At 72.4% G+C, this 22792-nt stretch carries 22 protein-coding genes; 17 read left to right on the top strand and 5 right to left on the bottom strand.

The annotated features are described in order from the left end of the window. The first annotated feature begins 15 nt into the window (after positions 1 to 15). From RBH18_RS02015 to RBH18_RS01980, 8 genes are all read left to right on the top strand, one after another. Positions 16 to 744: a sugar phosphate nucleotidyltransferase gene (locus RBH18_RS02015; RefSeq protein WP_306204084.1), complete on the top strand. Its 729-nt coding sequence runs from the start codon at positions 16 to 18 to the stop codon at positions 742 to 744. Next, positions 741 to 1616, top strand: coding sequence for an NAD-dependent epimerase/dehydratase family protein (locus RBH18_RS02010; protein WP_306204083.1), 876 nt, complete (start codon positions 741 to 743; stop codon positions 1614 to 1616). The genes RBH18_RS02015 and RBH18_RS02010 overlap by 4 nt, the downstream gene beginning before the upstream one ends. Next, positions 1613 to 2506 carry an endo alpha-1,4 polygalactosaminidase gene (locus RBH18_RS02005; RefSeq protein WP_306204082.1) on the top strand — a complete coding sequence of 298 codons (894 nt, stop codon included), beginning with the start codon at positions 1613 to 1615 and terminating at the stop codon, positions 2504 to 2506. Before RBH18_RS02010 ends, RBH18_RS02005 begins: the two co-directional genes overlap by 4 nt. Further along, positions 2497 to 3798: a nucleotide sugar dehydrogenase gene (locus RBH18_RS02000; RefSeq protein WP_306204081.1), complete on the top strand. Its 1302-nt coding sequence runs from the start codon at positions 2497 to 2499 to the stop codon at positions 3796 to 3798. The genes RBH18_RS02005 and RBH18_RS02000 overlap by 10 nt, the downstream gene beginning before the upstream one ends. Next, a complete protein-coding gene (locus RBH18_RS01995) occupies positions 3795 to 4742 on the top strand; it encodes an NAD-dependent epimerase/dehydratase family protein (RefSeq protein WP_306204080.1) in 948 nt (315 codons plus the stop codon). Before RBH18_RS02000 ends, RBH18_RS01995 begins: the two co-directional genes overlap by 4 nt. Further along, positions 4739 to 5440 (top strand): endo alpha-1,4 polygalactosaminidase, encoded by a 702-nt coding sequence (locus RBH18_RS01990; RefSeq protein ID WP_306204079.1) that lies wholly within the window; start codon positions 4739 to 4741, stop codon positions 5438 to 5440. Before RBH18_RS01995 ends, RBH18_RS01990 begins: the two co-directional genes overlap by 4 nt. Positions 5441 to 5454: 14 nt before the next feature. After that, positions 5455 to 8961, top strand: a complete 3507-nt coding sequence (locus RBH18_RS01985) for an NACHT domain-containing protein (RefSeq protein ID WP_306204077.1) — start codon at positions 5455 to 5457, stop codon at positions 8959 to 8961. 114 nt (positions 8962 to 9075) lie between these two features. Then, a complete protein-coding gene (locus tag RBH18_RS01980) occupies positions 9076 to 10224 on the top strand; it encodes a hypothetical protein (protein ID WP_306204076.1) in 1149 nt (382 codons plus the stop codon). 82 nt (positions 10225 to 10306) lie between these two features. On the opposite strand, the gene RBH18_RS01975 is transcribed toward RBH18_RS01980, so the two are convergent. Beyond that, positions 10307 to 11056 carry a class I SAM-dependent methyltransferase gene (locus tag RBH18_RS01975; protein ID WP_306204075.1) on the bottom strand — a complete coding sequence of 250 codons (750 nt, stop codon included), beginning with the start codon at positions 11054 to 11056 and terminating at the stop codon, positions 10307 to 10309. Between the two features lie 36 nt (positions 11057 to 11092). Continuing rightward, complete coding sequence (locus RBH18_RS01970; protein WP_306204074.1) at positions 11093 to 11494, bottom strand: nuclear transport factor 2 family protein; 402 nt, start codon at positions 11492 to 11494, stop codon at positions 11093 to 11095. A 51-nt stretch (positions 11495 to 11545) separates the two neighbouring features. On the opposite strand from RBH18_RS01970, the gene RBH18_RS01965 reads away from it, so the two are divergent. Beyond that, positions 11546 to 12082 carry a TetR/AcrR family transcriptional regulator gene (locus tag RBH18_RS01965; RefSeq protein WP_306204073.1) on the top strand — a complete coding sequence of 179 codons (537 nt, stop codon included), beginning with the start codon at positions 11546 to 11548 and terminating at the stop codon, positions 12080 to 12082. Between the two features lie 44 nt (positions 12083 to 12126). Beyond that, entirely contained in the window at positions 12127 to 12474 is a 348-nt protein-coding gene (locus RBH18_RS01960) for a hypothetical protein (protein WP_306204072.1), read from the top strand. An 11-nt stretch (positions 12475 to 12485) separates the two neighbouring features. Here the strand turns inward: RBH18_RS01960 and RBH18_RS01955 are convergent, their stop codons facing one another. Genes RBH18_RS01955 through RBH18_RS01945 form a run of 3 tightly spaced genes read right to left on the bottom strand, consistent with a single transcriptional unit; the run spans position 12486 to position 16537 of the window. Beyond that, complete coding sequence (locus tag RBH18_RS01955; protein WP_306204071.1) at positions 12486 to 14192, bottom strand: glycerol-3-phosphate dehydrogenase/oxidase; 1707 nt, start codon at positions 14190 to 14192, stop codon at positions 12486 to 12488. Continuing rightward, a complete protein-coding gene (gene glpK / locus RBH18_RS01950) occupies positions 14185 to 15702 on the bottom strand; it encodes a glycerol kinase GlpK (RefSeq protein ID WP_306204070.1) in 1518 nt (505 codons plus the stop codon). Before glpK (RBH18_RS01950) ends, RBH18_RS01955 begins: the two co-directional genes overlap by 8 nt. Further along, complete coding sequence (locus RBH18_RS01945; RefSeq protein WP_306204069.1) at positions 15695 to 16537, bottom strand: MIP/aquaporin family protein; 843 nt, start codon at positions 16535 to 16537, stop codon at positions 15695 to 15697. Before RBH18_RS01945 ends, glpK (RBH18_RS01950) begins: the two co-directional genes overlap by 8 nt. Before the next feature lie 105 nt (positions 16538 to 16642). On the opposite strand from RBH18_RS01945, the gene RBH18_RS01940 reads away from it, so the two are divergent. The 7 genes from RBH18_RS01940 to RBH18_RS01910 all read left to right on the top strand — a co-directional run bounded on the left by RBH18_RS01940 (position 16643) and on the right by RBH18_RS01910 (position 22724). Next, complete coding sequence (locus tag RBH18_RS01940; RefSeq protein WP_306204068.1) at positions 16643 to 17395, top strand: IclR family transcriptional regulator; 753 nt, start codon at positions 16643 to 16645, stop codon at positions 17393 to 17395. Further along, positions 17392 to 18885, top strand: a complete 1494-nt coding sequence (gene glpK / locus RBH18_RS01935) for a glycerol kinase GlpK (RefSeq protein WP_306204066.1) — start codon at positions 17392 to 17394, stop codon at positions 18883 to 18885. Before RBH18_RS01940 ends, glpK (RBH18_RS01935) begins: the two co-directional genes overlap by 4 nt. Before the next feature lie 38 nt (positions 18886 to 18923). Continuing rightward, positions 18924 to 20924 carry a serine/threonine-protein kinase gene (locus tag RBH18_RS01930; protein ID WP_306204064.1) on the top strand — a complete coding sequence of 667 codons (2001 nt, stop codon included), beginning with the start codon at positions 18924 to 18926 and terminating at the stop codon, positions 20922 to 20924. A 63-nt stretch (positions 20925 to 20987) separates the two neighbouring features. Beyond that, complete coding sequence (locus tag RBH18_RS01925) at positions 20988 to 21194, top strand: hypothetical protein (RefSeq protein WP_306204063.1); 207 nt, start codon at positions 20988 to 20990, stop codon at positions 21192 to 21194. Positions 21195 to 21236: 42 nt separating this feature from the next. Next, positions 21237 to 21566, top strand: a complete 330-nt coding sequence (locus RBH18_RS01920) for a PadR family transcriptional regulator (protein WP_306204061.1) — start codon at positions 21237 to 21239, stop codon at positions 21564 to 21566. Continuing rightward, the gene (lepB, locus tag RBH18_RS01915; RefSeq protein WP_306204060.1) at positions 21563 to 22252 is read left to right on the top strand and encodes a signal peptidase I; all 690 of its coding nucleotides are present in this window, start codon (positions 21563 to 21565) and stop codon (positions 22250 to 22252) included. Before RBH18_RS01920 ends, lepB begins: the two co-directional genes overlap by 4 nt. A gap of 76 nt (positions 22253 to 22328) precedes the next feature. After that, complete coding sequence (locus RBH18_RS01910; protein WP_306204059.1) at positions 22329 to 22724, top strand: hypothetical protein; 396 nt, start codon at positions 22329 to 22331, stop codon at positions 22722 to 22724. Positions 22725 to 22792 lie beyond the last annotated feature (68 nt).

Raw genomic sequence — 22792 nt, 5'->3', positions numbered from 1 at the left:
ACTGGAGGGGGAGCCATGCACGCGGTGATACTCGCCGGCGGCAAGGGGGTGCGGCTGCGGCCGTACACCACGACGCTGCCCAAGCCGCTCATGCCCATCGGCGACAAGCACGCGATCCTCGAGATCGTCCTCGAGCAGCTCGCCACCAGCGGGTTCACCTCGGTGACCCTGGCCATCAACCATCTCGGCCCGCTCATCCGCGCGTTCGTCGGCGACGGCGCCCGCTGGGGGCTCGACGTCGGCTACGTCGAGGAGGACCGGCCACTGTCGACGGTGGGGCCGCTGTTCGGGCTCAAGGACCGGCTGCCCGAGCACTTCCTCGTCATGAACGGCGACATCCTGACCGACCTGGACTACGGCGACCTGCTGCACCAGCACGTCCTGGCGGGCAGCGGGCTCACCGTCGCCATCGCCGAGCGGGTGCACCGGGTCGACTTCGGGGTGCTCGACGTCGAGGCGTCGCGGATCGTCGGCTTCCGCGAGAAGCCGGACCTGCACTACCGCGTCAGCATGGGCGTGTACGGGATGTCGCGGCGCACCCTGGCGCCGTACCCGCCGGGGTTGTGCTTCGGGTTCGACCAGCTCGTGCTGGATCTGCTGGACCGCGGCTCGTACCCGGCGACGTATCCGTTCGCCGGGTTCTGGCTCGACATCGGGCGCCCGGAGGACTACGACGAGGCCAACCGCAGCTTCGACGAGATCCGGCCGCGGCTGCTGCGGGAGCGAGCGGGTGAGCCGGTGTGAAGACGGTGTTGTTCGGCGCGTCCGGGTTCATCGGGCGGCACGTGCGGGAGGCGCTCGCGCACGAGGGCGACGTGGTCTGCCCGGGCCGCTCGAGGCACGACCTGATCGCCGGGGACCACGACGCGCTGGTGGCGCTCTTCCGCTCGGAACGGCCCGATGCCGTGGTCAGCTGCGTGGGCGCGCTGGGCGGGTCGGACGAGGCGCTGCTGCGGGCCAACGCCCTGGTCGCGGCCAAGCTGGTGGCCGCGGCCGCGGAGGCGGTCCCGGCGGCGCGGCTGGTCCGGCTGGGCTCCGCCGGGGAGTACGGCATCGTGCCGCACGGTCACGCGGTGCGCGAGGACGAGCGGCTCGACCCCGTCGGGGCGTACGGGGTGAGCCACGTCGCCGGGACGAGGCTGTTCACGCTCGCGGGGGAGGCGGGGCGGGCGGACACGGTGTCGGTGCGCGTGTTCAACCCGATCGGCGCGGGGCAGCCGGCCGAGAACGTGCTCGGGCGCGCGGCCTACCGGATCCGCGAGGCCCTGGGAACGGGTGCCACCGACATCACCCTGGGTCCGCTCGGGGCGTACCGGGACTTCGTCGACGTGCGGGACGTGGCGTCGCTGATCCGCGCGGCCGTCACGGCATCCACGGTGACGCATCGGGTGTACAACGCGGGCAGCGGGCGGGCGGTGACCGTACGCGAGGCGGTGGGGTTGCTCGCCCGGGCCGCCGGCTGGTCCGGGACCGTGCACGAGGCCGGGACCGGGCCGCAACGCTCCGCCGCGGTCGACTGGATCCAGGCCGACATCTCCCGGGCGGGCGCCGACTTCGGCTGGAAGCCCGCGCACGACCTCGCCGCGTCCGTGTCCGCGATCTGGGCCGCGGGGTGATCCGCCGGGCCCTGCTCGCCGCCGTCGTGCTGCTGACGGCGTGCTCGTCCGCGCCCCCGGCACCGCCCGGCCCGCTGCGCTCGTGGGCCTACCAGCTGCAGGGCTACGCCGGCGGGCGGCTCGATGAGCTCGCGGCCGGCGACTGGCAGCTCGTCGTCGTCGACCTGGCCCGCGACGCGCACGACGACTGGTTCACCCGCGACGAGATCGAGGAGGTCCGCGCCACGGGCAAGCGGGTGCTCGCCTACTTCGAGATCGGCAGCATCGAGGACTTCCGCCCCGAGTATCCCGCCGTGCGCTCGGCGGCATCCGATCTGCTCGCCAACGAATGGCGGGACTGGCCGGGGGAGTACTTCGTCCGCTACTACGACGAGCGCTGGTGGGACCTGGTCGTGCGGCCGCGCGCCGACCGGGCCCTGGCCGCCGGGTTCGACGGCGTCTACCTGGACACCCCGCTGGCGTACGAGGAGATCGACCTGGCCTTCACGCCGGGGCGCGACCGGGACGCCCTGGCCGCGGACATGGCCGGGCTCGTCGCGCGGATCAGCGCGTACGCCAAGGAGCGCCGGCCGGGCTTCCTCATCGTGCCGCAGAACTCGCCCGAGCTGCGCCGCCAGAAGGGATACACCGCGGCGATCGACGGGATCGGCATGGAGGAGCTGTTCTACCGGGCCACCGACGACCGCTGCACCGAGGACTGGTGCGCGGAGAACCTCGCCGAGACCCGCGCGCTGCGTGACGCCGGGAAGTTCGTGCTCAGCGTCGACTACGCGACCCGGCCGGCGGACGTCCGCGCCGCCTGCTCGCACTACCGCACCGAACGGTTCGCCGGCACGGTCACCGTGCGCGCCCTGGACCGTCCCTCATCCAAGGAGCAGAGATGCCACTGACCATCGGAGTCGTCGGCCTCGGCTACGTCGGGCTGACCCTGACCGCGGCCCTCGCCGATCGCGGTTTCACCGTGCACGGGGCGGACGTGTCGCCCCGGGTGATCGAGACCCTGGGACAGGGCCGGTCGCACATCTTCGAGCCCGGCGTCGAGGAGATCTTCGCGGCGCACGTCGGCTCGCGGATCCACGTGGCCGCCGAGCTGCCGCGCGACACCGTCGACGTCGCCGTGATCAGCGTGTCCACGCCGGTGGACGAGGCGACGCGGCGGCCCAACCTCGCCAACCTCGCGGCGGCGGCCCGCAGCGTCGCGGCGACGTGCCGGCCGGGCACGCTCGTCGTCGTGCGCAGCACGGTGCCGATCGGGACCAGCCGTGCCGTCGTGCTGCCCGAGCTGCGCGCCGCGTGGGGCGACGACGTCAAGCTGGTCATGGCGCCCGAGCGGACGATCCAGGGGCAGGCGCTGCGCGAGCTGGTCGAGCTGCCGCAGGTGATCGGCGGACTCGACGACGCGAGCCTGCGGGCGGCCGTGGCGTTCTTCGGCGGGCTGGCGCAGACCGTGGTCGAGGTGTCCAGCCTCGAGGCGGCCGAGATGGTCAAGCTCGCGAACAACTGCCACACCGACCTGATCTACTCGTACGGGAACGAGATCGCCCTGATCGCCGAACAGCACCGGCTGGATCCGCTCGAGGTGCTGCGGGCGGCCAACGCCGGCTATCCGCGGCCCGATCTCGCCAAGCCGGGATACGTCGGCGGCGGGTGCCTGTCGAAGGATCCGTACATCATGCTCGACAGCGCCGCGGGGTACGAGCCGTTCCTCGTCGGGCGGGCGCGGGCGCTCAACGAGTTCCTGCCGGTGCACGTGGCCGAGACGGTCGTGGGACTGCTGGCTTCCTCGGGCCGGACGCGCGGGTTGCGGCTCGCGGTGCTCGGGTGGGCGTACAAGGGCTGGCCGCCCACCGACGACATGCGGGGCACGCCGATCGCGGACATGATGCCGGTCTTCTCGGCCGCGGGCATCGCGGTCACCGGGCACGACCCGATGGTCAGCGACGCCGTCATCCGCCAGTACGGCGGCGAACCCGTCAGCCTCGACAAGGCGTTCGCGGACAGCGACGCCGTGCTGGTCATCAACGACCATCCGGACTACCGGGCGCTGTCGGTGACCGCGCTGCTGGGCACGCACCGGCCGGCGCTGATCTTCGACTCGTGGCGGATCCTCGACGAGTCCGCGATCACGGCGCTCGGGATCCGCTACGCGGGCCTGGGATACCTTCCGGCGGTGGCCGCATGAGATCGCTGCTGCTCGGCGGCGCCGGCTTCATCGGGCTGCACCTCGCGCGCCGCCTCCTGGCCGACGGTCACGAGGTCACGATCGTCGACGACTTCTCGCGGGGACGCCACGACTTCCGGCTGGACGTGGAGCTGATCTCCGCGGACCTGACGGACCCCGCCTCGTACGCCGCCCTGCCCCACGGCTGGGACCAGGTGTATCTGCTCGCCGCGGTCGTGGGTGTGCGCAACGTCGAACGGGATCCCGCCCGGGTGGTCCGGGTCAACACGCTGTCCGCCCTGCACCTGCTCGACTGGGTCGCCCCGGGGGAACGGGTCTTCTTCGCGTCCACGAGCGAGGTCTACGCGGGCGGCGTCGACGCGGGCGTGGTCGCGGTGCCGACCGGCGAGGACGCCGCCACGATGATCTCGGACGTGACGGCGCCGCGGTTCGCGTACGCGGTCAGCAAGCTCCTCGGCGAAGCCGCCTTCCTGCACACCGCGCGGGCGCGGGGCTTCGAGGCCGTGGTGGGCCGCTTCCACAACGTGTACGGGCCGCGGATGGGCGCCGACCACGTGATCCCCGAGATGTCCCTGCGCGCCCTGGCCGGGGAGAATCCGTTCCGCGTGCCGGGTGCGGACCAGTACCGCGCCTTCTGCCACGTCGACGACGCGGTCGAGGCGATCGTGCGGCTGATGGGCGTCCCCGAGGCGGCCGGGCAGATCGTCCACATCGGCAACGACCGGGAGGAGACGCTGATCGCCGACCTGGCCGCTCTCGTGTTGCGCGCGGCCTCCGCGAAGGCGGACCTGGATCCGCAGCCCGCGCCGCCGGGATCCGTGCACCGCCGCTGCCCCGATCTGACCAGACTGCGCGCCCTCACCGGCTACGAGCCCAAGGTCCCGCTGGAGGACGGGGTGCGCGCCACCTTCGACTGGTACGCCGAGCACGGGAGGCCGGCATGAACCTCGACGAACGACCGCCGATCTGCTTCTACTACGGCAACGGGCACCTGGTCGACCTGGCCGAGTATCCGCGCGTGGTGCTGCAGCCCGACTTCTACTCCGCCGCCGAGCTGGCCTATCTCAAGGGCCGCGGCGTGCAGACCCTCGCCTACCTGACCCTCTCGGAGGACCAGGGCCCGCCCGCGGTCTGGCAGCGGCCCGAGCGTAACCCCGACTGGGGCGGCGCCTTCGTCCGGGTCGGCCACCCCGACTGGGTCGCCCACGTGGTCCGCCAGGCCAAGGACGCCCTGGCCAACGGCTTCGACGGCCTCTTCCTCGACACCCTCAACGTCGAGCTCACCTACCCCGAGGACGTCCCGCACCTGCTCACCCTGGTCGCCGCCCTGCGCACCGAGGCCGAACCGGAGTACATGCTGGCCAACCGCGGCTTCGGCATGCTCCCGCGGCTGGCCGAGCTGGTCGACGGCGTGGTCTTCGAGTCCTTCTCGGCCCGCTGGACCGACGACGGCTACGCCCCGTGGCCGCCGGAGGTGCTGGAGTTCCACGCCCAGATCGCCGAGCAACTGCTGGGGTTGCAACTGGATCTGTTCGCGTTGGACTATGCGGACGATCCCGGGCTGACCGACTTCGCGATCCGGCGCGCCCGGCAGTTCGGCATGCAGTGCGTGGTGAGCGACCGGGCCCTGTCCCGCGTCTGAGAGGGGGCGCCTCCATGACAGGAGTCGAGACGGCGACGCTCGTCAAGCTTCTTGCCGTGGGGGCCCGGCCGGCTGCCGAGCGGTTGAAGCGGCGGGAGTCGGTCGTCGCGGTGCTGCGGCGGCTGCATCTCGCGCCGGAGAGTCCGCCGGCCGACTTCGAGGGCGTCTACACGTACGCCATCGTGGAGTTCTGTTACGGGAAGCCGGAGCCGGTCGTGCGGCTGTTCCGGTACGAGTATGTGCGCGCCGCGTTCCGGAAGGCGTTCGAGAGCGGCGACGAGGCGTATCTGCGGCGCGAGATCGACGAGATTCTGCAGTGGAACGAGGAGACCGGCGAACTGGGCCGCATCGACTACAACCTTGCGCTCGAGCTGGCCGGTTTCCGGGTGGTGTTCGACGAGCTGGTCGATCGGACGCGCAGTGCCGCGCAGACGCGCCTGGAACGCCGGGTCGGGGACATCCAGCAGGCGATGACGGACATGGCGCAGCTGCTCGGGCGGATGACGACCCCGGAGGAAATCGTCCGGTACGCGACCCGCGACGCCCCGCCCGCCGTCCAGCTCGCGGGTCAGCTGCGCGAATGGTTCGCCGCCGTCGAGTACCGCATTACGGCGGAGGTCTCCGCCGGGCCGGACGAATTCGTCTGGCTGGTGCGGGTGCCGGCGCGCCGCGGTTACGACACGGTGGTCGTGCGCGGCGTCGGTGGCGAGTTGAGCGCACCGGACATCGCGCGCATGCACGAACTGCGCGTGGCGCACAGTGCCACCGAGGCGTGGGCCGTGGCGCCGCAGCGGATCAGCCCGGCCGCGCGGGCGGCGGCGACGGACGCGGTCTTCTGCTACACGTTCGACGAGCTGATCGACGAGCGGGCGGACTTCTCGCCGTACCTGGAATGGCTGGAGGCCGAGGTGCGCGCGCGGCGCCTGGAGGAGCGCTACGTGCCGCTCAGCTGCGCGAAGGAGGAGGTCGACGACCGGACCCGGCAGGTGGCCGCGACCAGCATCTACCCGTGGACCGAGGGCGGGCTCGACGGCTGTGCCGGGCGGTGGCTGGACGACGACAGCAAGGAGCACCTGTCGGTGCTCGGCGAGTTCGGGACCGGGAAGAGCTGGTTCTGCCTGCACTTCGCGTGGACGCTGGCGCAGCAGTGGCGGGCCGCGCGGGACGCCGGCCGTAAGCGCCCCCGGCTGCCGCTGGTCGTACCGCTGCGCGACTACGCCAAGGCGGTGTCGGTGGAGTCGCTGTTCTCCGAGTTCTTCTTCCGCAAGCACGAGATCCTGCCGGACGGCTACCGCGTCTTCGAGACGCTCAACCGGCTCGGCCGGCTGCTGCTGATCTTCGACGGCTTCGACGAGATGGCCGCCCGGGTCGACCGGCAGGCGATGATCAACAACTTCTGGGAGCTCGCGCGGGCGGTCGTACCCGGATCGAAGGTGCTGCTCACCTGTCGCACCGAGCACTTCCCCGAGGCGCGGGAGGGCCGCTCTGTGCTCGGCGCGCGGCTGGCGGCGTCGACGGCCGCGCTGACGGGGGAGCCGCCGCAGTTCGAGGTGGTGGAGCTGCGTCCCTTCGACGACGAGCAGATCGGGCGCCTGCTCTCCCGGCTGACGGATGCGCGGACCCGGGACGTGGTGGTCGCGCATCCCGGGCTCATGGACCTGATGCGCCGGCCGGTCATGTCCGAGCTGACCCTGGCGGCGCTGCCCACGATCGCGCGGGGCGCCCGGGTGGATCTCGCGCGGGTCTATCTGTATGCGGTCCGGCAGAAGCTGGATGCCGACATCCGGGCGGAGCGCACCTTCACGTCGCGGGCGGACAAGGTCTTCTTCCTGTGCGAGCTGTCCTGGCACATGCTCGCCGAGTCGGTCATGACGATCAACTACCGGGAGATCCCCGACCGGATCCGGGCCTCGTTCGGGCCGGTCGTGCGGGAACAGCGCGACCTGGACCACTGGCACTACGACATGATGGGCCAGACGCTGCTGGTGCGTGACGCGGACGGCAACTACTCCCCGGCGCACCGGTCGCTGCTGGAGTTCTTCGCCGCGTACAAATTGGTCGCGTCGCTCGGCGTCCTGGATCCCGACTTCCTGCCGCTGATGGACGGGGACGTCGCCCGGCTCGCGCAGCCGGAGGCGCCGGCGATGTTCCGCTTCTCCCGGGCGCTCGCGGATCTGGCCGCGCCGATGGTGGCCGGGGGCACGCTGCCCCGGCTGATCAGCCTGCTGGCCGCGAACCGGGACGACGTGGCCGGCGCGAACCTGGTCGAGCTGATCGGTGCGGTCGACCCGGCGGCGCTCGCGGGGGCGTGCCTGGACGGGGCCGCCCTCGTCGCCGCCGACGTCGGCGCGCGGGGCATGAGCCTGGCCGGCAGCTCGCTGCGCCACGCGTCGCTCGCCGGTGCCCGCCTCGACGACGTGGCGCTGACCGGCGCCGATCTTACCGGCGCGGACCTGACCGGAGCGGAGGGGGTGGGCCACGCCGGGGACGCGGTGGCGTACTTCTGCGAGGAGACCGGGGCCGAGCGTTACCTCCTGACCCGGCGCGACGAGATCTTCCGCCGGGGGCCGGACGGGCCCGTGCGGGTCTACTCCACCACGGACCGGGTCCTGCGCGTCCGGGCGTTCCGGGACGGACGGTTGCTGATCATGCCCGACGGAGACCTCCGCGGCTGCGTCGTGCTGGACCCGCGGACGGGCGAGTGCACGGAGGAGCACACCGGTGTCCGCTGGGCCGAGGCGGTGGACATCGGCGGCCGGGACTTCCTGGTGCTGGAGCGCGCGGGCCGCGAGGAGGTCACCCTGGACTTCCTGGACCATCCCGGCGGACGCCCGGCCGGCACCTGCACCCTGCCGTATCCGGAGATCTCGCACGGGCCCGACGGCCGGGGCCGGATGATCGCCTACGCCTACCGGCCGGCCAGGGCCGAAGCGCCGTGGCGGGGCGCTCTGTTCGAGTTCCGGCTGTCGGCCACCGGCACGCCCGAACCGGTCCAGCGGCACGACGTGCTGCTCGACGAGACGACGGAGCTGTACGGTCCGCACCGGCCCGGGACGCTGACCCTGATGCGGATCGGCATGGACGGTGCCACCGCGCTGGACCTCGCCGACCTCGACGACGGCTCTGTCCGGACCGTGCACATCCCCCTCGACTTCTGGACCTCGCGGTGGCGGTGGGGCCGGCGGCTGCGGCCGTTCGTGGTGAACGAGCGTGGCTCGCACGCCGCCGTGCTGGACGGTGCGGGCACGCGGATCAGCGTGGTGGCCCTCGGCGATCCCGGGCGACCGGTCTGGACGGTCGGCGGCGTGCCGGACTTCACCGACTACACGATTCCGCCGGGGACGGACCAGTTGGTGGTCGCGGACGCGTACGGGCGGATCCTGACCTACCACCTGATCACGGGAGACCTCCTGGACGAGGTGCCGTGGGCGTCGGTCGTGCGCGGCGCCCGCTTCGGCGGCGTGGCCGGCGTCGAGGCCGGCGTGCTGGCGGTGCTGGGGCGCTGCGGAGCCTCGGCTTAAAAGCGCAGCGGTCGTTTCCTTAAGTGTCGCTTAAGCCCGATCCGGGGCTGATCCGCTGTGGAAGCGCTCCCGTATTGATCGCCGAGGTCCTACGACAGGAAGGCTCTGGCGAACATGCGTTTCTCCCGTAGTTCCCGCCGCTGGCAGATCGCCGGTGTCGGGGCCGTTGCCGTGGCACTGGTGGGCGTCGGCCTGGGCGTCGCCTCGGCCGACGAGACCGCGCCCACCGTGAACTGTCCCGCCGTGGCCGACAAGCTGGGCACCATCCCCGCCCAGTCGCAGGCGGAGATCGAGCGTAACCTGGCGCTGCTCAACACGCAGATCGACGAGGCGAACAAGCGGCTCGCCGCGAGCAACGGCAAGGCCGGGTTCAGCGCGCAGAACTCGGTCATCGGGCCGCTGAAGGACAAGCGCAGCTCGACCATCGACCGGATGCTGATCTCGATCGGGCGGCACGCGACGGCGCCCAAGCTGGACACTCAGGCGCTCGCGACCTGCACCCTCAACGAGGACGGCGCCGCGCCCACCCCCGAGCAGACCGTGGTCGCGCCGGCCGACCCCGCCGAGCCCGCCGAGGAGAACGAGGCCGGCGGTTCCGCCCAGGCGATCAGCTGCCCGGCCGTCGCCGGTGAGCTGGGCGCCGTGCCCGCCTCCGCGCAGGCCGAGATCGAGCGCAACCTGGCCCTGCTCAACACGCAGATCGACGAGGCGAACAAGCGGCTCGCCACGAGCGCGGGCGAGGGCGGCGCGAACTTCGTGCAGAACGCCATCCTCGGGCCGCTGAAGGACAAGCGGGTCGCGACCATCAACCGGATGCTGACGGCGATCGGGCGTACGGCGACCAAGCCCGTCCTGGACGTCGACACGCTGGCCACCTGCTCGCTGGGCGAGGGCGGCGGCGCGGCTGCCGAGCCCGAGCCCACCGCCGTGGAGACCGCCGACCCCGCCGACGGCGACGCCGCGGGCGGCGACGTGGCCACGGTCAACTGCCCGGCCGTGAGCGGCCTGCCGTCGATCCCGGCCGAGGCCGCGGACGAGGTCAGCCGCAACCTGGCGCTGCTGGACACCCAGATCGCCGAGGCCAACGCGCGCATCGTCAGCACCCAGGGCCAGGGCGGCCCGAACTTCATCCAGAACGCCATCCTCGGCCCGCTGGAGGACAAGCGCGTCGCGACGCTCAACCGGATCGAGACCGCGATCGGCCGGCACGCCGCCAAGCCGGAGGGCCTGGAGAAGTTCGCCCCCTGCAGCCTGAACGAGTAAGCATCGCCTGTGCCGGGCCCGCTGGAGCGGGGTGGGGATCATGCCACCTCGCACCGGCGGGCCGGCGTCGTTTCCGCTGTCCTCAGGGGACTGCGAGCCCGGCGCCGCCCGCTCGCTCCGCGAGGACGACGAACTCGCGTCCGGGGCGGTCCGGGGCCTCGCGCACGTCGAGGACGCGATAACCGGCGGTGGTCAGGGTCGCGGTCACCTCGTCGCGGTCCCGGAAGCGCAGGGTCGAATCCGATGTGATCTCGGTGCCGTCGGCGAGGAAGCGGAAGGTGTGCCGGAAGGAGACCAGCGGGAGGCGTACGTCGACGACCTCCAGCCGGCGCTCCACCGGTCCGCTGCCCGGCACGTCGCGCACGACCGGGCCGGAGTCGGCGGCCCACTCCTCCCACGCCCGGTAGCCGGGGCGCCGGGTCTCGAAGACCAGCATGCCGTGCGGGCGCAGCGCACCGCGGATGCCCCGGAGCGTCGCGGCCCAGTCCTCGTCGGCGAGGAACACCTGGGCGACATTGCCCGTCATCACCGCCAGGTCCGCGTCGAGCGCCGGCAGGGCCGTGGCGTCGCCGTGGATCCAGCGGACCTTCGCGGCCCCCTCCTTCCGCCGCGCCACCTCCAGTGACGCCTCGGCCGGGTCCACCCCGACGACCGCGTGGCCGTGCGCGGCGAGCAGCACCGCCAACGACCCCGTGCCGCACCCCACGTCGAGCACGAGCCGGGCGCCCCGCTCGTCGGCGATCGCGTGATAGGCGGCGAGGTCGTCACGCTCGCCGTCGAACGCGTCGTAGAGCGGCGCGAGCCGGCGATCGGCGAACATGGCATCCGGCACGACGCGACGGTAGCCGACGGCGGCGACGCTGTCGTGTCAGGTCAGCGAGCCGGTCATCGCCCGGGCGATCAGCGCGGTGTGCTGGTATTCGCGCCAGCAGGCGATCTTGCCGTCGCGCACGGTGAGGACGGCGATGAAGGGGGCGCTCGCGGTGGCGCCGGAGTCGTTCATGGCGGCGGTCAGTTCGTACTCGACGATGATCGTGTCCGGGTCGGCGGTCTCGTGCAGGGCGCGCGTGCGGTGGCCGACGAAGTGGAACGGCACCGAGGCGTGGCCCGCGGTGACGTAGGCGAGGACGGCGTCGCGGCCGGCGATCGGCTCGGCCCGGCCGAAGGGGGACTCGAGGACGACGTCGTCGGCGAGCAGGCCGGGGTCGAAGGTGGGCTCGCCGGCGAGCCAGTGGTCGTGCATGCGCTGGTAGATCTCGCGTGGGGTCACGGCGGCCTCCCGATAAGCTGAGTCACGACTCACTTTAGCGGAGGGTAATCCATGCGGGCCGATGCCGAACGCAACCGCGCCAAGATTCTCGACGCCGCCGAGGAGGTGTTCGCCGCCGACGGGGCCGCCGCCCGGACCGAGGACGTCGCACGGCGGGCGGGCGTGGCCGTGGGAACGGTGTTCCGGCACTTCGCCACGAAGGAGGACCTGATCCGGGCCATCATGAAGCGGCTGCTGGACGGGCTGCTGGACCGGGCCGGGGTGCTGACCGGGGCGGACGGGCTGGAGATCTTCTTCGCCGAGCTGGTGGCGGCCGCGGCGGCCCGGCGTACGGTCGTCGCGCTCGCCGGGGTTGATCTCGCCGCCGCGATGGCGGGGCTCGCGGAGGCCGTCGCCCGGCTGCTCCGCCAGGCCCAGCAGGCCGGGGCGGTGCGCGCCGACGTCGGGCCCGCCGAGGTGATGGCGCTGCTCACGAGCCTGTGCCAGGGCGCGCTGCACGGCGGCTGGGACGACACCCTGCAGCGGCGCACCCTCACGATCGTCCGGGTGGGGCTGAGCCAGGACCCTCGGGGGGAAGTCGCTCGTTGAGCGTGTCGAGTCCGTACCGAATGTCCCAGAAAGAGGTGGCGACGATGGAACCGCTGACGATCGAGGTGCGCGTCCACGGCGCCGGGATCGACGCCGAGCAGCTGACCGCGCGCACCCGCAACCTGCAGCAGCTGATCCTCGCCATGGACGTCGATGATGCCGGGGACCCCGCCCCCGCGCGCGCCCTGCGCCCCGAGGACGGTGACGCCCTCGCGGTCACCGTGCCGTCGTCCGTGCTGAACCCGCTGGTCAGCGTGGTGGCCTCCTGGCTGAGCCGGCAACCCGAGGCCGTGGACGTGGAGCTGGACGGGCGCCGCCTGGCCGGCAGCGTGACCCGGGCCCAGCGCGACGAGATGGTCGCCGCGCTGGGCAGCCAGGACCGGGCCGCGTAGCAGCGGGAGGGTCAGGCCGTCTGGAGCGGGACGATGTCGGGGGCGCCCAGGCGGGCGGCGTCCGCGGTTTCGTCGTCGGGCTGCTCCTGGGAGGCGCGTTCGGCCTCGACGCGGAGGCGGTAGTGCTCCGCCTCGCGGTCGCGTTGCTCCTTCGTCCAGCCGAGGACGTCGCCCATCAGGTCGGCGGCCGGGGCGGCCGCGGCGGCGCCGCGGTCGAAGGTCTCGATGGAGATGCGGGTGCGGCGGGTGAGGACGTCCTCCAGGTGGCGGGCGCCCTCGGCGGCGGCCGCGTACGCGATTTCCGCCCGCAGGTAGTCGGTGGCCCCCGCCAGTGGCTCGCCCAGCGCCGGGTCCGCGCGGACGAGCTCGAGCACCTCGCTGACCAGGGAACCGTAGCGGCCGAGCAGGTGTTCGATGCGTGCCACGTGCAGGCCGGAGTCGGCGGCCAGCACCCGGCGGCGGTTCCACAGGGCGGTGTAGCCCTCCGCGCCGAGCAGCGGGACCCGTTCCGTGCAGGAGCGGGGGACCGAGCGGCCGAGCCCGTGGACCGCGGCGTCGACGGCGTCGCGGGCCATGACCCGGTACGTCGTGTACTTGCCGCCGGCGACGACCACCAGGCCGGGGACCGGGCTGGCGACGGTGTGCTCGCGGGACAGCTGGGAGGTGGACTCCGACTCGCCCGAGAGCAGGGGGCGCAGCCCGGCGTAGACGCCCTGCACGTCGGAGCGGGACAGCGGCGTGGCCAGATGCTCGTTGACCTGGCCGAGCAGATAGTCGATGTCCGTGCTCGACGCCGCGGGGTGCGCCTTGTCGAGCTCCCAGTCGGTGTCGGTGGTGCCGACGATCCAGTGCCGGCCCCAGGGGATGACGAAGAGCACGCTGGTGGGCGTACGCATGATCAGGCCCGTGCTGGACTGGATGCGGTCGCGCGGCACGACCAGGTGGATCCCCTTGCTCGCGCGCACGTGGAACTGGCCGCGCTCGCCGACCAGCGCCTGCGTGTCGTCGGTCCAGACGCCGGTGGCGTTGACGACCTGCTGGGCGCGGATCTCGTACGTCCGGTCGTGCTCGAGGTCGTGCACCCGCGCGCCGGTGACGCGTTCCCCCTCGCGCAGGAAGCCGACGACGCGGGCGCGGGAGGCGACGTGGGCACCGTACGCGGCCGCCGTGCGCGCCAGGAACATCGTGTGGCGCGCGTCGTCGACCTGCGCGTCGTAGTACTGCAACGCCCCGACCAGCGCGTCCTTCTTGAGCGCCGGGGCGACCCGCAACGCGCCGCGGCGAGTGAGGTTGCGGTGCCGGGGGAGGCCGCTCTGCGTGCTGGCCATGAGGTCGTAGAGCTGTACACCGGTGCCGGCGTACAGGCGCTCCCAGACGCGGTGCTTGAGCGGATAGAGGAAGGGCACCGGGCGGACGAGATGCGGGGCGAGCCGCTGCAGCAGCAGCCCGCGTTCCCGCAGGGCCTCGTGCACCAGGCCGAAGTCCAGCATCTCCAGGTAGCGCAGGCCGCCGTGGATGAGCTTGCTGGACCGGCTGGAGGTGCCCGACGCGAAGTCGCGCGCCTCCACCAGGCCGACGGACAGGCCGCGGGTGACGGCGTCGAGGGCGCATCCCGCGCCCACCACGCCACCACCCACGACGAGCACGTCGACCTCTTTGTCGGCGAGGGCCGTCAAGGCGGCCTCGCGCGCCGAGGGCGAGAGCGAGTTGTCAGTCAACGTCGACCCAATCGAGAGTGCGCTGGACTGCCTTCTTCCAGCGTCCGTAGCCGTCTTCCCGCTGTTCCGCCGACCATGCGGGCTGCCAGCGCTGGGATTCGTTCCAGTTCTCGCGCAGTTCGTCGGTGGACTTCCAGAAGCCGACGGCGAGCCCGGCCGCGTACGCGGCGCCGAGCGCGGTCGTCTCGGCCACCACCGGGCGGCTCACCGGCACGCCGAGGACGTCCGCCTGGATCTGCATGCACAGGTTGTTGACGGTGATGCCGCCGTCGACCTTGAGCACGTCGAGCGTCACGCCCGAGTCCTGCGCCATGGCGTCGACCACGTCGCGCGTCTGGTAGCAGATCGACTCGAGGGTGGCCCGGGCGATGTGCGCGTCGGTGTTGTAGCGGGACAGGCCCACGATGGCGCCGCGGGCGTCCGAGCGCCAGTACGGCGCGAAGAGCCCGGAGAACGCCGGGACGAAGTAGACGCCGCCGTTGTCCTGGACCTGCCGCGCGAGGGTCTCGCTCTCGTCGGCGGACTTGATGATGTGCAGCTGGTCGCGCAGCCACTGGACGGCCGAGCCGGTCACGGCGATCGAGCCTTCCAGGGCGTAGACCGGCGCGGCGTCCCCGAACTTGTAGCAGACCGTCGTGAGCAGGCCGTTCTCCGAGCGTACGAGCTCGGTGCCGGTGTTGAGCAGCATGAAGTTGCCGGTGCCGTACGTGTTCTTGGCCTCGCCGACGTTGAAGCAGACCTGGCCCACCGTGGCCGCCTGCTGGTCCCCGAGATCACCCGTCAGGGGCACCTCGCCGCCCAGCGGGCCCGGCCAGCGCGCGACGCCGTACGTGTTGGGGTCGGACGAGGGCCGGATCTCCGGGAGCATCTGCCGTGGGATGCCGAAGAAGCCGAGCAGCTCGTCGTCCCAGTCGAGCGTCTCCAGGTTCATCAGCATCGTGCGGCTGGCGTTGGTGACGTCGGTGATGTGGTTGCCGCCGTCGACGCCGCCGGTCATGTGCCACAGCAGCCAGCTGTCGGTGTTGCCGAAGATCGCGTCGCCGCGCTCGGCCGCTTCGCGGACCCCGTCGACGTTCTCGAGGATCCACTGGATCTTGCCGCCGGAGAAGTACGTCGCCGGGGGCAGGCCGGCCTTGCGGCGGATCACGTCCCCGCGCCCGTCACGGTCGAGGGCGGAGGCGATCCGGTCGGTACGGGTGTCCTGCCACACGATCGCGTTGTAGTAGGGGCGGCCGGTGCGCCGGTCCCACACCACGGTCGTCTCGCGCTGGTTCGTGATGCCGAGGGCGGCCAGGTCGGTCGCCTGCAAGTTGGCCTTCTGCATGGCCGTGCGGATGACCGAGGTGGTCCGCTCGGCGATCTCGATCGGGTTGTGCTCGACCCACCCGGCCTGCGGCAGGATCTGCTCGTGCTCCAGCTGGTGACGCGCGACCTCGTTGCCGCCGTGATCGAAGATCATGAAGCGGGTGCTGGTCGTGCCCTGATCGACTGCGCCGACGAAGTCAGCCACGGCGTGCCTCCACGGTCTCGGGTGTGTCCTGGGTGGGGATGCGGCCCGGCTCCGGCGGCTCCGCGGACGGCAGGAACCGTCCGATCAGCGCCTGGTAGAGCCCGGCGCCGAGGAGGCCGCCGACGATCGGGCCGACGATCGGTATCCAGAAGTACAGGTACCCCGTCTGGTCGCGGAAGGCGCCCCCGTAGCCGGTGAAGAAGCTGGCCAGGCGGGGCCCGAGGTCGCGGGCGGGGTTGATGGCGTAGCCGGCGTTCGTGCCCCACGCCATGCCGATGCCGACGATCAGCAGGCCGATGACGAAGGGGGCGAGGTTGGCGGCCGGGGGAGTGCCCGCGGCGTCGGTGATGGCCAGGATGAGGAAGAGCAGGATGGCCGTGCCGATCACCTGGTCGCGCAGGGCACCCCACTCGCTGACCGGCAGCGTGCCGTTGCCGGGCAGGGTGGAGAAGACGCCCTGGGTCTTGACGGTCAGGCCGGGGTCGGCCGCGTGCAGCACCTCGGTGTAGTTCCACCGCACGATCAGCGCGGCGACGAACGCGCCGAGGAACTGGGCCAGGGAGTAGGGGAGCACCTTGCGCCACGAGAAGCCCTTGAAGGCCGCGAGCGCGATGGTGACCGCGGGGTTGAGGTGGGCGCCGCTGATGCGCCCGGCGACGTAGACGCCCAGCATCACGCCGAGGCCCCAGGCCCAGGCGATGCTGTCGTGGTCGCCGATGCCGCCGCCGGCGACCTGGGCGACGACGCCGACGCCGAACAGGATGAGGATCATGGTTCCGGCGAACTCCGCGGCCAGCTCACCCGCGAGTCCCGGGACTTTCCGTATTGCTGCCATGACGTGAAGCTATTTTCGCTCGCGGGGGTCGGCAATGAACGGCGTTCGACATTGCCGAACATCCACACCTGTCGTCCGGAAACTTTCTCGCATAGGGTTCGTAACGTGCCCGGAACGGTGCAGTCGATCGAGCGAGCCGCCGCGATCCTGCGGATGCTGGCCGGCGGACCCGGTCATCTGGCCCTCGCCGACATCGCCCGCTCGCTCGACCTCGCGAAGGGCACCGTGCACGGCATCCTGCGCACGCTGCAGCACGTCGGGTTCGTCGAGCAGGACCGCTCGTCGGGCCACTACCAGCTCGGGGCGGCCCTGCTGCACCTGGGCACGAGCTATCTGGACATCAACGAGCTGCGGTCCCGCTCGATCAACTGGGCGGACCCCCTGGCCGCGCGCTCCGGCGAGGCCGTCCGCATCGGCACGGTCCTCGAAGGGAGGGTCCTCGTCGTGCACCACGTCTTCCGCCCCGACGACACGTTCCAGACCCTCGACATCGGAACGCTGCTGCCGCTGCACGCCACGGCGCTGGGGAAAGTGCTGCTCGCCTATCGGGCGGCGCCGCTCCCGTCCGCGGTGGAGGGCTTCACCCGGCGGACGGTCGCGCTGCGGGAGCTGCCCGCGCACCTCGATCGCGTACGGGAGAACGGCTGGGCCGCCGACATCGAGGAGCTGACGCTCGGGGAGGCCGCCATCGCCGCGCCGATCCGCGGCTACGGCGGGCTCGTGGTGGGCGCGATCGGCATCTCCGGGCGGGTCGAGCGGCTGTGCGACAGCCACTACGAGCCGCGGGCCCGGCTCGTCGGCTATGTCCGCAACGCCGCCCGGGCGATCTCCCGTGACCTCGGCTGGGGGGTGTCGTGACGGAACGCTACGTGGTCGCCATCGACCAGGGCACGACCTCGACCCGCTGCATCGTCTTCGACCGGCGCGGCCAGCTCGTCTCGCTCGCCCAGCAGGAGCACAAGCAGTACTTCCCCAGGCCCGGCTGGGTCGAGCACGACGCCGCCGAGATCTGGCGCAACGTGGAACGGCTCGCGCCCCTGGCCCTGCGCCGGGCCGGCATCACCGTGGACCAGGTCGCCGCCGTCGGCATCGCCAACCAGCGCGAGACGACCGTGCTGTGGGACCGGCGCACCGGCGTCCCCGTCGGGCGCGCGCTGGTGTGGCAGGACACGCGGACGGACGCCCTGGTCTCGGAGCTTCGCGACAAACCGGGCGCCGCGGCCGTCCAGGAGGCCGCCGCTCTGCCCCTGGCGACCTACTTCTCCGGGCCGCGCATCCGGTGGATCCTCGACCACACGCCGGGGCTGCGCGACCGGGCCGCGCGGGGCGACATCCTGTTCGGGACGATGGAGACCTGGCTCATCTGGAACCTGACCGGGGGCCTGCACGTCACGGACGTCACCAACGCCTCGCGCACCAACCTGCTCGACATCCACACCCTCGACTGGTCCCCGTCGGCGCTGGCGTTCTTCGACATCCCGCGCGCGATGCTGCCGGCGGTCCGGCCCTCGATCGCGGAGTTCGGCACCGCCACGGCGGCCTTCCCGGGGGTACGCATCTCCGCCGCCCTGGGCGACCAGCAGGCGGCCCTGTTCGGGCAGACGTGCTTCACGCCCGGCGAGGCCAAGTGCACGTACGGGACCGGGTCGTTCCTGCTGCTCAACACCGGCACCGACCTCGTACGCTCGGAGCACGGCCTGCTCACCACGGTCGCCTACCAGATCGGCGGCGCCCCGGCCGTCTACGCCCTCGAAGGCTCGATCGCCATCACCGGGTCGCTGGTCCAGTGGTTCCGCGACCAGCTGGAGCTCATCGCCAGCGCCCCGGAGATCGAGACCCTCGCCCGCACGGTCCAGGACAACGGCGGCTGCTACATCGTCCCCGCCTTCTCCGGGCTCTACGCCCCGCACTGGCGCTCCGAGGCCCGCGGCGTGATCGTGGGCCTGACCTCCTACATCACCAAGGGCCACCTGGCCCGCGCGGTGCTGGAGGCGACCGCCTGGCAGACCCGCGAGGTGGTCGACGCGATGAACGCCGACTCCGGCCTGACCCTCAAGACGCTGAAGGTCGACGGCGGCATGACCGCCGACAACCTGCTGATGCAGGGCATCGCGGACGTGCTGGACGTGCCGGTGGTCCGCCCGCTCGCCGCCGAGACGGTGTCGCTGGGCGCGGCCTACGCGGCGGGGCTGGCCGTCGGCTACTGGCCGGACCTCGAGGACCTGCGCCACAACTGGCACCGCGCCGGCCAGTGGCTCCCGGCCATGGACCCCGCGGTACGCGCCAAGGAGTACACCAACTGGAAACGCGCCGTCGAACGCACCCTCGACTGGATCCAGCCCGCGTGATCGACCTTCGGGAAGGTCTTGGGTAGGCTTCGGCGTCGATGAGTATGCCGTTGTCCTCTGGCGATCCCACCCGGCTCGGCGACTACGAGCTGATCGGCCGGCTCGGCCAGGGCGGGATGGGCTCGGTCTATCTCGGGCGCGGGCCGGACGGCACCCGGGTGGCCGTCAAGGTGGTGCGGCCCGAGTTCGCCGGCGACCCCGAGTTTCGCGGGCGGTTCCGCAGCGAGGTGCGGCGCGCGCAGCAGGTGCCGCCGTTCTCCACCGCGGCGGTGCTCGGCGCGGACCCCGAGCACGACCCGCCCTACCTGGTCGTCGAGTTCGTGGACGGGCCGTCGCTGTCCACGCTGGTGCGCGAGCGCGGGCCGTTGTCCGGGCCGGCACTGCACAGCGTGGCCGTCGGCATCGCCACCGCGCTCACGGCCATCCACGGCGCCGGGGTCATCCACCGCGATCTGAAGCCGGGCAACGTGCTGATCGCCCCGGGCGGCATCAAGGTGATCGACTTCGGCATCGCGCGGGCGTTCGAGGCGACGAGCCGGCACACGCGGACGGATCAGATGGTCGGCACGGTGGCGTACATGGCCCCTGAGCGGTTCGAGCCCGAGTACGGGACCGAGGTGACCGCGGCGGCGGACGTGTTCGCGTGGGGTGCCGTGGTGGCGTACGCGGCGACCGGCCGCACCCCGTTCGGCGCCGACTCGCCCGCGGCCACGGCCGTGCGCATCCTCACGCAGCCGCCGGAGCTGTCGGGCGTACCGTCGCCGCTGCGGGAGCTGATCGCCGCGGCGCTCGCCAAGCATCCCGGGGAGCGGCCCACCGCCCGGCAGCTCCTCGACGCCCTCCTCGACGGCACGACCCGCCCGGTGCCCGCGGTCCTTCCTCCGCCCGACGACACGCTTCCGGTGGCCGCGCCGTCCCGTCCCTCCCGCCGGCGCCGCGTGGGCGCGCTCGTCGCCGGTGCCGTGCTGCTCGGAGCCGGGGGACTGGTCGCCGGGCACGAGCTCGGCATGACGGGCTCGGACGCCTCGATCGCCCCGGCCGTCTCCGCTCCCGCGACCGGCAGCATCCTGAGCGGACAGCGGCGGTTCTCGATCCGGCTCGCGGAGTCGGGCCGCTACTTCCTGCTGGACGACGCGAAGGAGGAGCTGACGGTCGGCGACGGTACGGGCTCCGAGTCGCAGTTCGTCCTGGAACCGGTCGGCGTCGACTACCTGATCCGCTCGCTGGCCGGCGAGTCCTTCGCCGGGCCGGAGCGCTGCCTCGGCGTCCGGCGCGAGCCGGGCGAGGACATCTGGCCCGTGGTGAGCACCGCCTGCACGCCCACGCCGGGCCGGCTGTTCTCGCTGCGCGACACCGGCGAGCGGGACGACAACGGGCGCCCGCTGTACAGCATCGCGACCGAGGGCGGCTGGCTGCTCTGGGACGCCGGGGCCAAGCGGTCGAGCGTGACCGAGGTGGGCGAGGGCCGGTGGGCCGACAAGTACAGCCTGGTCGACCGCGGCGAGCTCGCCGATGCGGCCGCCGCCCCGGCCCCGTCGACGGCCTCGCCGGCTCCGTCGAAGACCTCGGCGACCCCGTCCAAGCTGGTCGACGCCGACGTGTCCCAGCTGACAAGGTTCGACGTCGACCTGGGTGTGCCGATCGTGCTCACCAGCCCGCCGGACGCGGGCCCGGTGAGGTACCTCGACGCGCAGCCGGACGGCTCCCTGGCGTACACGGGATCGTCGGTCACCGAGACCAACCGCCTGCGGCTCGATCCCGCCAAGGTCGCCAAGCGCACCGAGGCGAACAGGAACAGCGTCGTCATCGTCGCCGCCTCGGGCGCGGAGACCTGCGTCACCGATGTGGCGGAGGCCGAGCTGCGGATGACGCCGTGCGTGCCGGGCCGGGCCGACCAGGCGTGGCGGCTGACGCCCGAGGGCGACTCCGGCGTGTTCTCGCTGCACGGCGCGCACACCGACGTCCAGGTCGACGACAACTACGAGATCGTCACGGAGGGCGGCTGGTCGGCGGTGCAGACCATCGCGGTCAAGGAGTGACGCCCGTGTGGCGGGCGTAGCGGTGGGTAATCAGAGGGGGCACACCCTTTCTGAGGAGACGACATGCCGTTCCTGATCAACCTGATCCGCCGGTACGCCATCGCGGCCATCGTGGTCCCGCTCGCGGCCGCGGGCGCGCGCAAGCTCAGCGACACGATCGAGTCCCGCCGAGGCGCCTCCCGCGGCACCCGCTGGCTGCGCCAGGGCGCCGACACCGTGCAGAACGTCTTCGGCCGCAAGCAGAAGAAGCGCCGCTTCTCGTTCCGCTGACCCCGCTGGACGAGCATAGTCGAGTTATGTAGAGTTTCGGCCATGCCGAGACTCCCGCACACCTCGCCGCAGACCTTACGGTTGTTCGAGGCCCTGCTCGCCGATCCGCCGCGGTGGCGCTACGGCTATGACCTGAGCAAGGAGACCGCACTCGCCTCGGGCACGCTCTACCCGATCCTCATGCGGCTCAGCGAGCAGCGGCTGCTCGAGACCGGGTGGGAGCCGTCGGAGGAGCCGGGGCGCCCGCCGCGGCACACCTACCGGCTGACCGCCGACGGCATCGCCCTGGCCGAGCAGCGGATGAGCGCCGCTGCGGCGAAGCGGCGCCCCGCAGCGGCTCCCCGGCCGCGGACCGCGGGCGGTGCGGCATGACGTGGGTGCGCAGGGCTGCTCGAGGGGTGCTTGTCGCGGCGGTGCGCGGGCGGCGGGAGCGGGGCGGCGAGTGGGGCGAGGCCGTGCTGGCCGAGTTCGGCGAGACGCGCGGCGATCGGGAGGCGGTGCGCTGGGCCGCCGGTGGCTTGCGCACGGTGTGGCGCGAGCGCCGGCGGCGGGTGCGGAGCCTGCCCCGGCCCGACCTGATCGCCCGCCGCCTCGTCATCGGCACCGCTTTCGCCGTCGTCGCCGGTCTGCTCGTCAACCAGTTCGCCCTGTCGGTGCGGATGATGCCGAGCGGCAGCATGGAGCCGACGCTGCGGGTGTCCGACCGGTTCCTCGTGGACAAGGTGGGCTTCCGGCTGACCGGCCTGCACCGCGGCGACATCGTCGTGTACACCGGCCCGGACGGTTCGCAGCGCGTCAAGCGGGTGATCGGCCTGCCCGGCGACCGGATCGAGTGCCGCGACGGGCGGGTGTGGCGCGACGGCGCCCCGGTCGACGAGCCCTATCTGCCCGCCGACCCGGCACAAGGGCGGACCGACTGCGGCGCGCTCACCGTGCCGGCGGGCCGGCTGTTCCTGCTCGGCGACCACCGGGTCGTGTCGGTGGACTCTCGGGGGGACGGGCCCACCCGTCGGGGGGACGTGCGGGCCCGGGTGCTCACCCCGCTCCGGCTGGGCTGAGGCCCGCCGGCCGGGCAGCCGATCGACGGCGGTGCTGTCCCTTCTCCCGCGACGGTCCGGCTGCCATTGTCGGGGCATGGGAACTCATGGCTGGGCATATCCCTTCGAGCAGTACTCGTGGGAGACCATCGACGTCTTTCTCGGTGGCATGGCCGATCGCTACGCCGAGTTTCAGCACATGTCGGACATCGTCACGAGCGTTGTCGCGTCGGGGCGGACCGGGGCGCTGGCTGCCTGCACATCCATGCACGACCTGATCGTGGTGGCCACGCCGATCCCTGAGCCGCCCTACGGAGTGGTCGCCGTCCGGGCGCCCGGCTCACTCCGCGAGCCGGCCGACGGCATGGTGCGCATCGAGCACCATGCCGTCACGGGTCACGATGAGGTGATCGAGAGGCCCGTCGCCGACGCGGTTCCGCTCTTCTGGCGGTTCATGATCGAGAAGTTCGGGGTGGGGCCCGGTCCGCGCTGACGAACAATCACGTTGCTCGCCGCACGGTCTCGTCAACCGCCGCCCGCCCGGCCGGATCGGGGCAGTGC

It is taken from the genome of Actinoplanes oryzae, assembly GCF_030757795.1.
Lineage (GTDB): Bacteria > Actinomycetota > Actinomycetes > Mycobacteriales > Micromonosporaceae > Actinoplanes.
This window is presented reverse-complemented; position numbering and strand designations above follow the sequence as displayed.

What these genes read in the sequence shown, in the direction of transcription:
- RBH18_RS02015 (WP_306204084.1), top strand. Translation starts at nt 16, where the DNA reads ATGCACGCGGTGATACTCGCCGGCGGCAAGGGGGTGCGGCTGCGGCCG.
- RBH18_RS02000 (WP_306204081.1), top strand. Translation starts at nt 2,497, where the DNA reads ATGCCACTGACCATCGGAGTCGTCGGCCTCGGCTACGTCGGGCTGACC.
- RBH18_RS01995 (WP_306204080.1), top strand. Translation starts at nt 3,795, where the DNA reads ATGAGATCGCTGCTGCTCGGCGGCGCCGGCTTCATCGGGCTGCACCTC.
- RBH18_RS01990 (WP_306204079.1), top strand. Translation starts at nt 4,739, where the DNA reads ATGAACCTCGACGAACGACCGCCGATCTGCTTCTACTACGGCAACGGG.
- RBH18_RS01985 (WP_306204077.1), top strand. Translation starts at nt 5,455, where the DNA reads ATGACAGGAGTCGAGACGGCGACGCTCGTCAAGCTTCTTGCCGTGGGG.
- RBH18_RS01980 (WP_306204076.1), top strand. Translation starts at nt 9,076, where the DNA reads ATGCGTTTCTCCCGTAGTTCCCGCCGCTGGCAGATCGCCGGTGTCGGG.
- RBH18_RS01965 (WP_306204073.1), top strand. Translation starts at nt 11,546, where the DNA reads ATGCGGGCCGATGCCGAACGCAACCGCGCCAAGATTCTCGACGCCGCC.
- RBH18_RS01960 (WP_306204072.1), top strand. Translation starts at nt 12,127, where the DNA reads ATGGAACCGCTGACGATCGAGGTGCGCGTCCACGGCGCCGGGATCGAC.
- RBH18_RS01945 (WP_306204069.1), bottom strand. Translation starts at nt 16,537, where the DNA reads ATGGCAGCAATACGGAAAGTCCCGGGACTCGCGGGTGAGCTGGCCGCG.
- RBH18_RS01930 (WP_306204064.1), top strand. Translation starts at nt 18,924, where the DNA reads ATGAGTATGCCGTTGTCCTCTGGCGATCCCACCCGGCTCGGCGACTAC.
- RBH18_RS01925 (WP_306204063.1), top strand. Translation starts at nt 20,988, where the DNA reads ATGCCGTTCCTGATCAACCTGATCCGCCGGTACGCCATCGCGGCCATC.
- RBH18_RS01920 (WP_306204061.1), top strand. Translation starts at nt 21,237, where the DNA reads ATGCCGAGACTCCCGCACACCTCGCCGCAGACCTTACGGTTGTTCGAG.
- lepB (WP_306204060.1), top strand. Translation starts at nt 21,563, where the DNA reads ATGACGTGGGTGCGCAGGGCTGCTCGAGGGGTGCTTGTCGCGGCGGTG.
- RBH18_RS01910 (WP_306204059.1), top strand. Translation starts at nt 22,329, where the DNA reads ATGGGAACTCATGGCTGGGCATATCCCTTCGAGCAGTACTCGTGGGAG.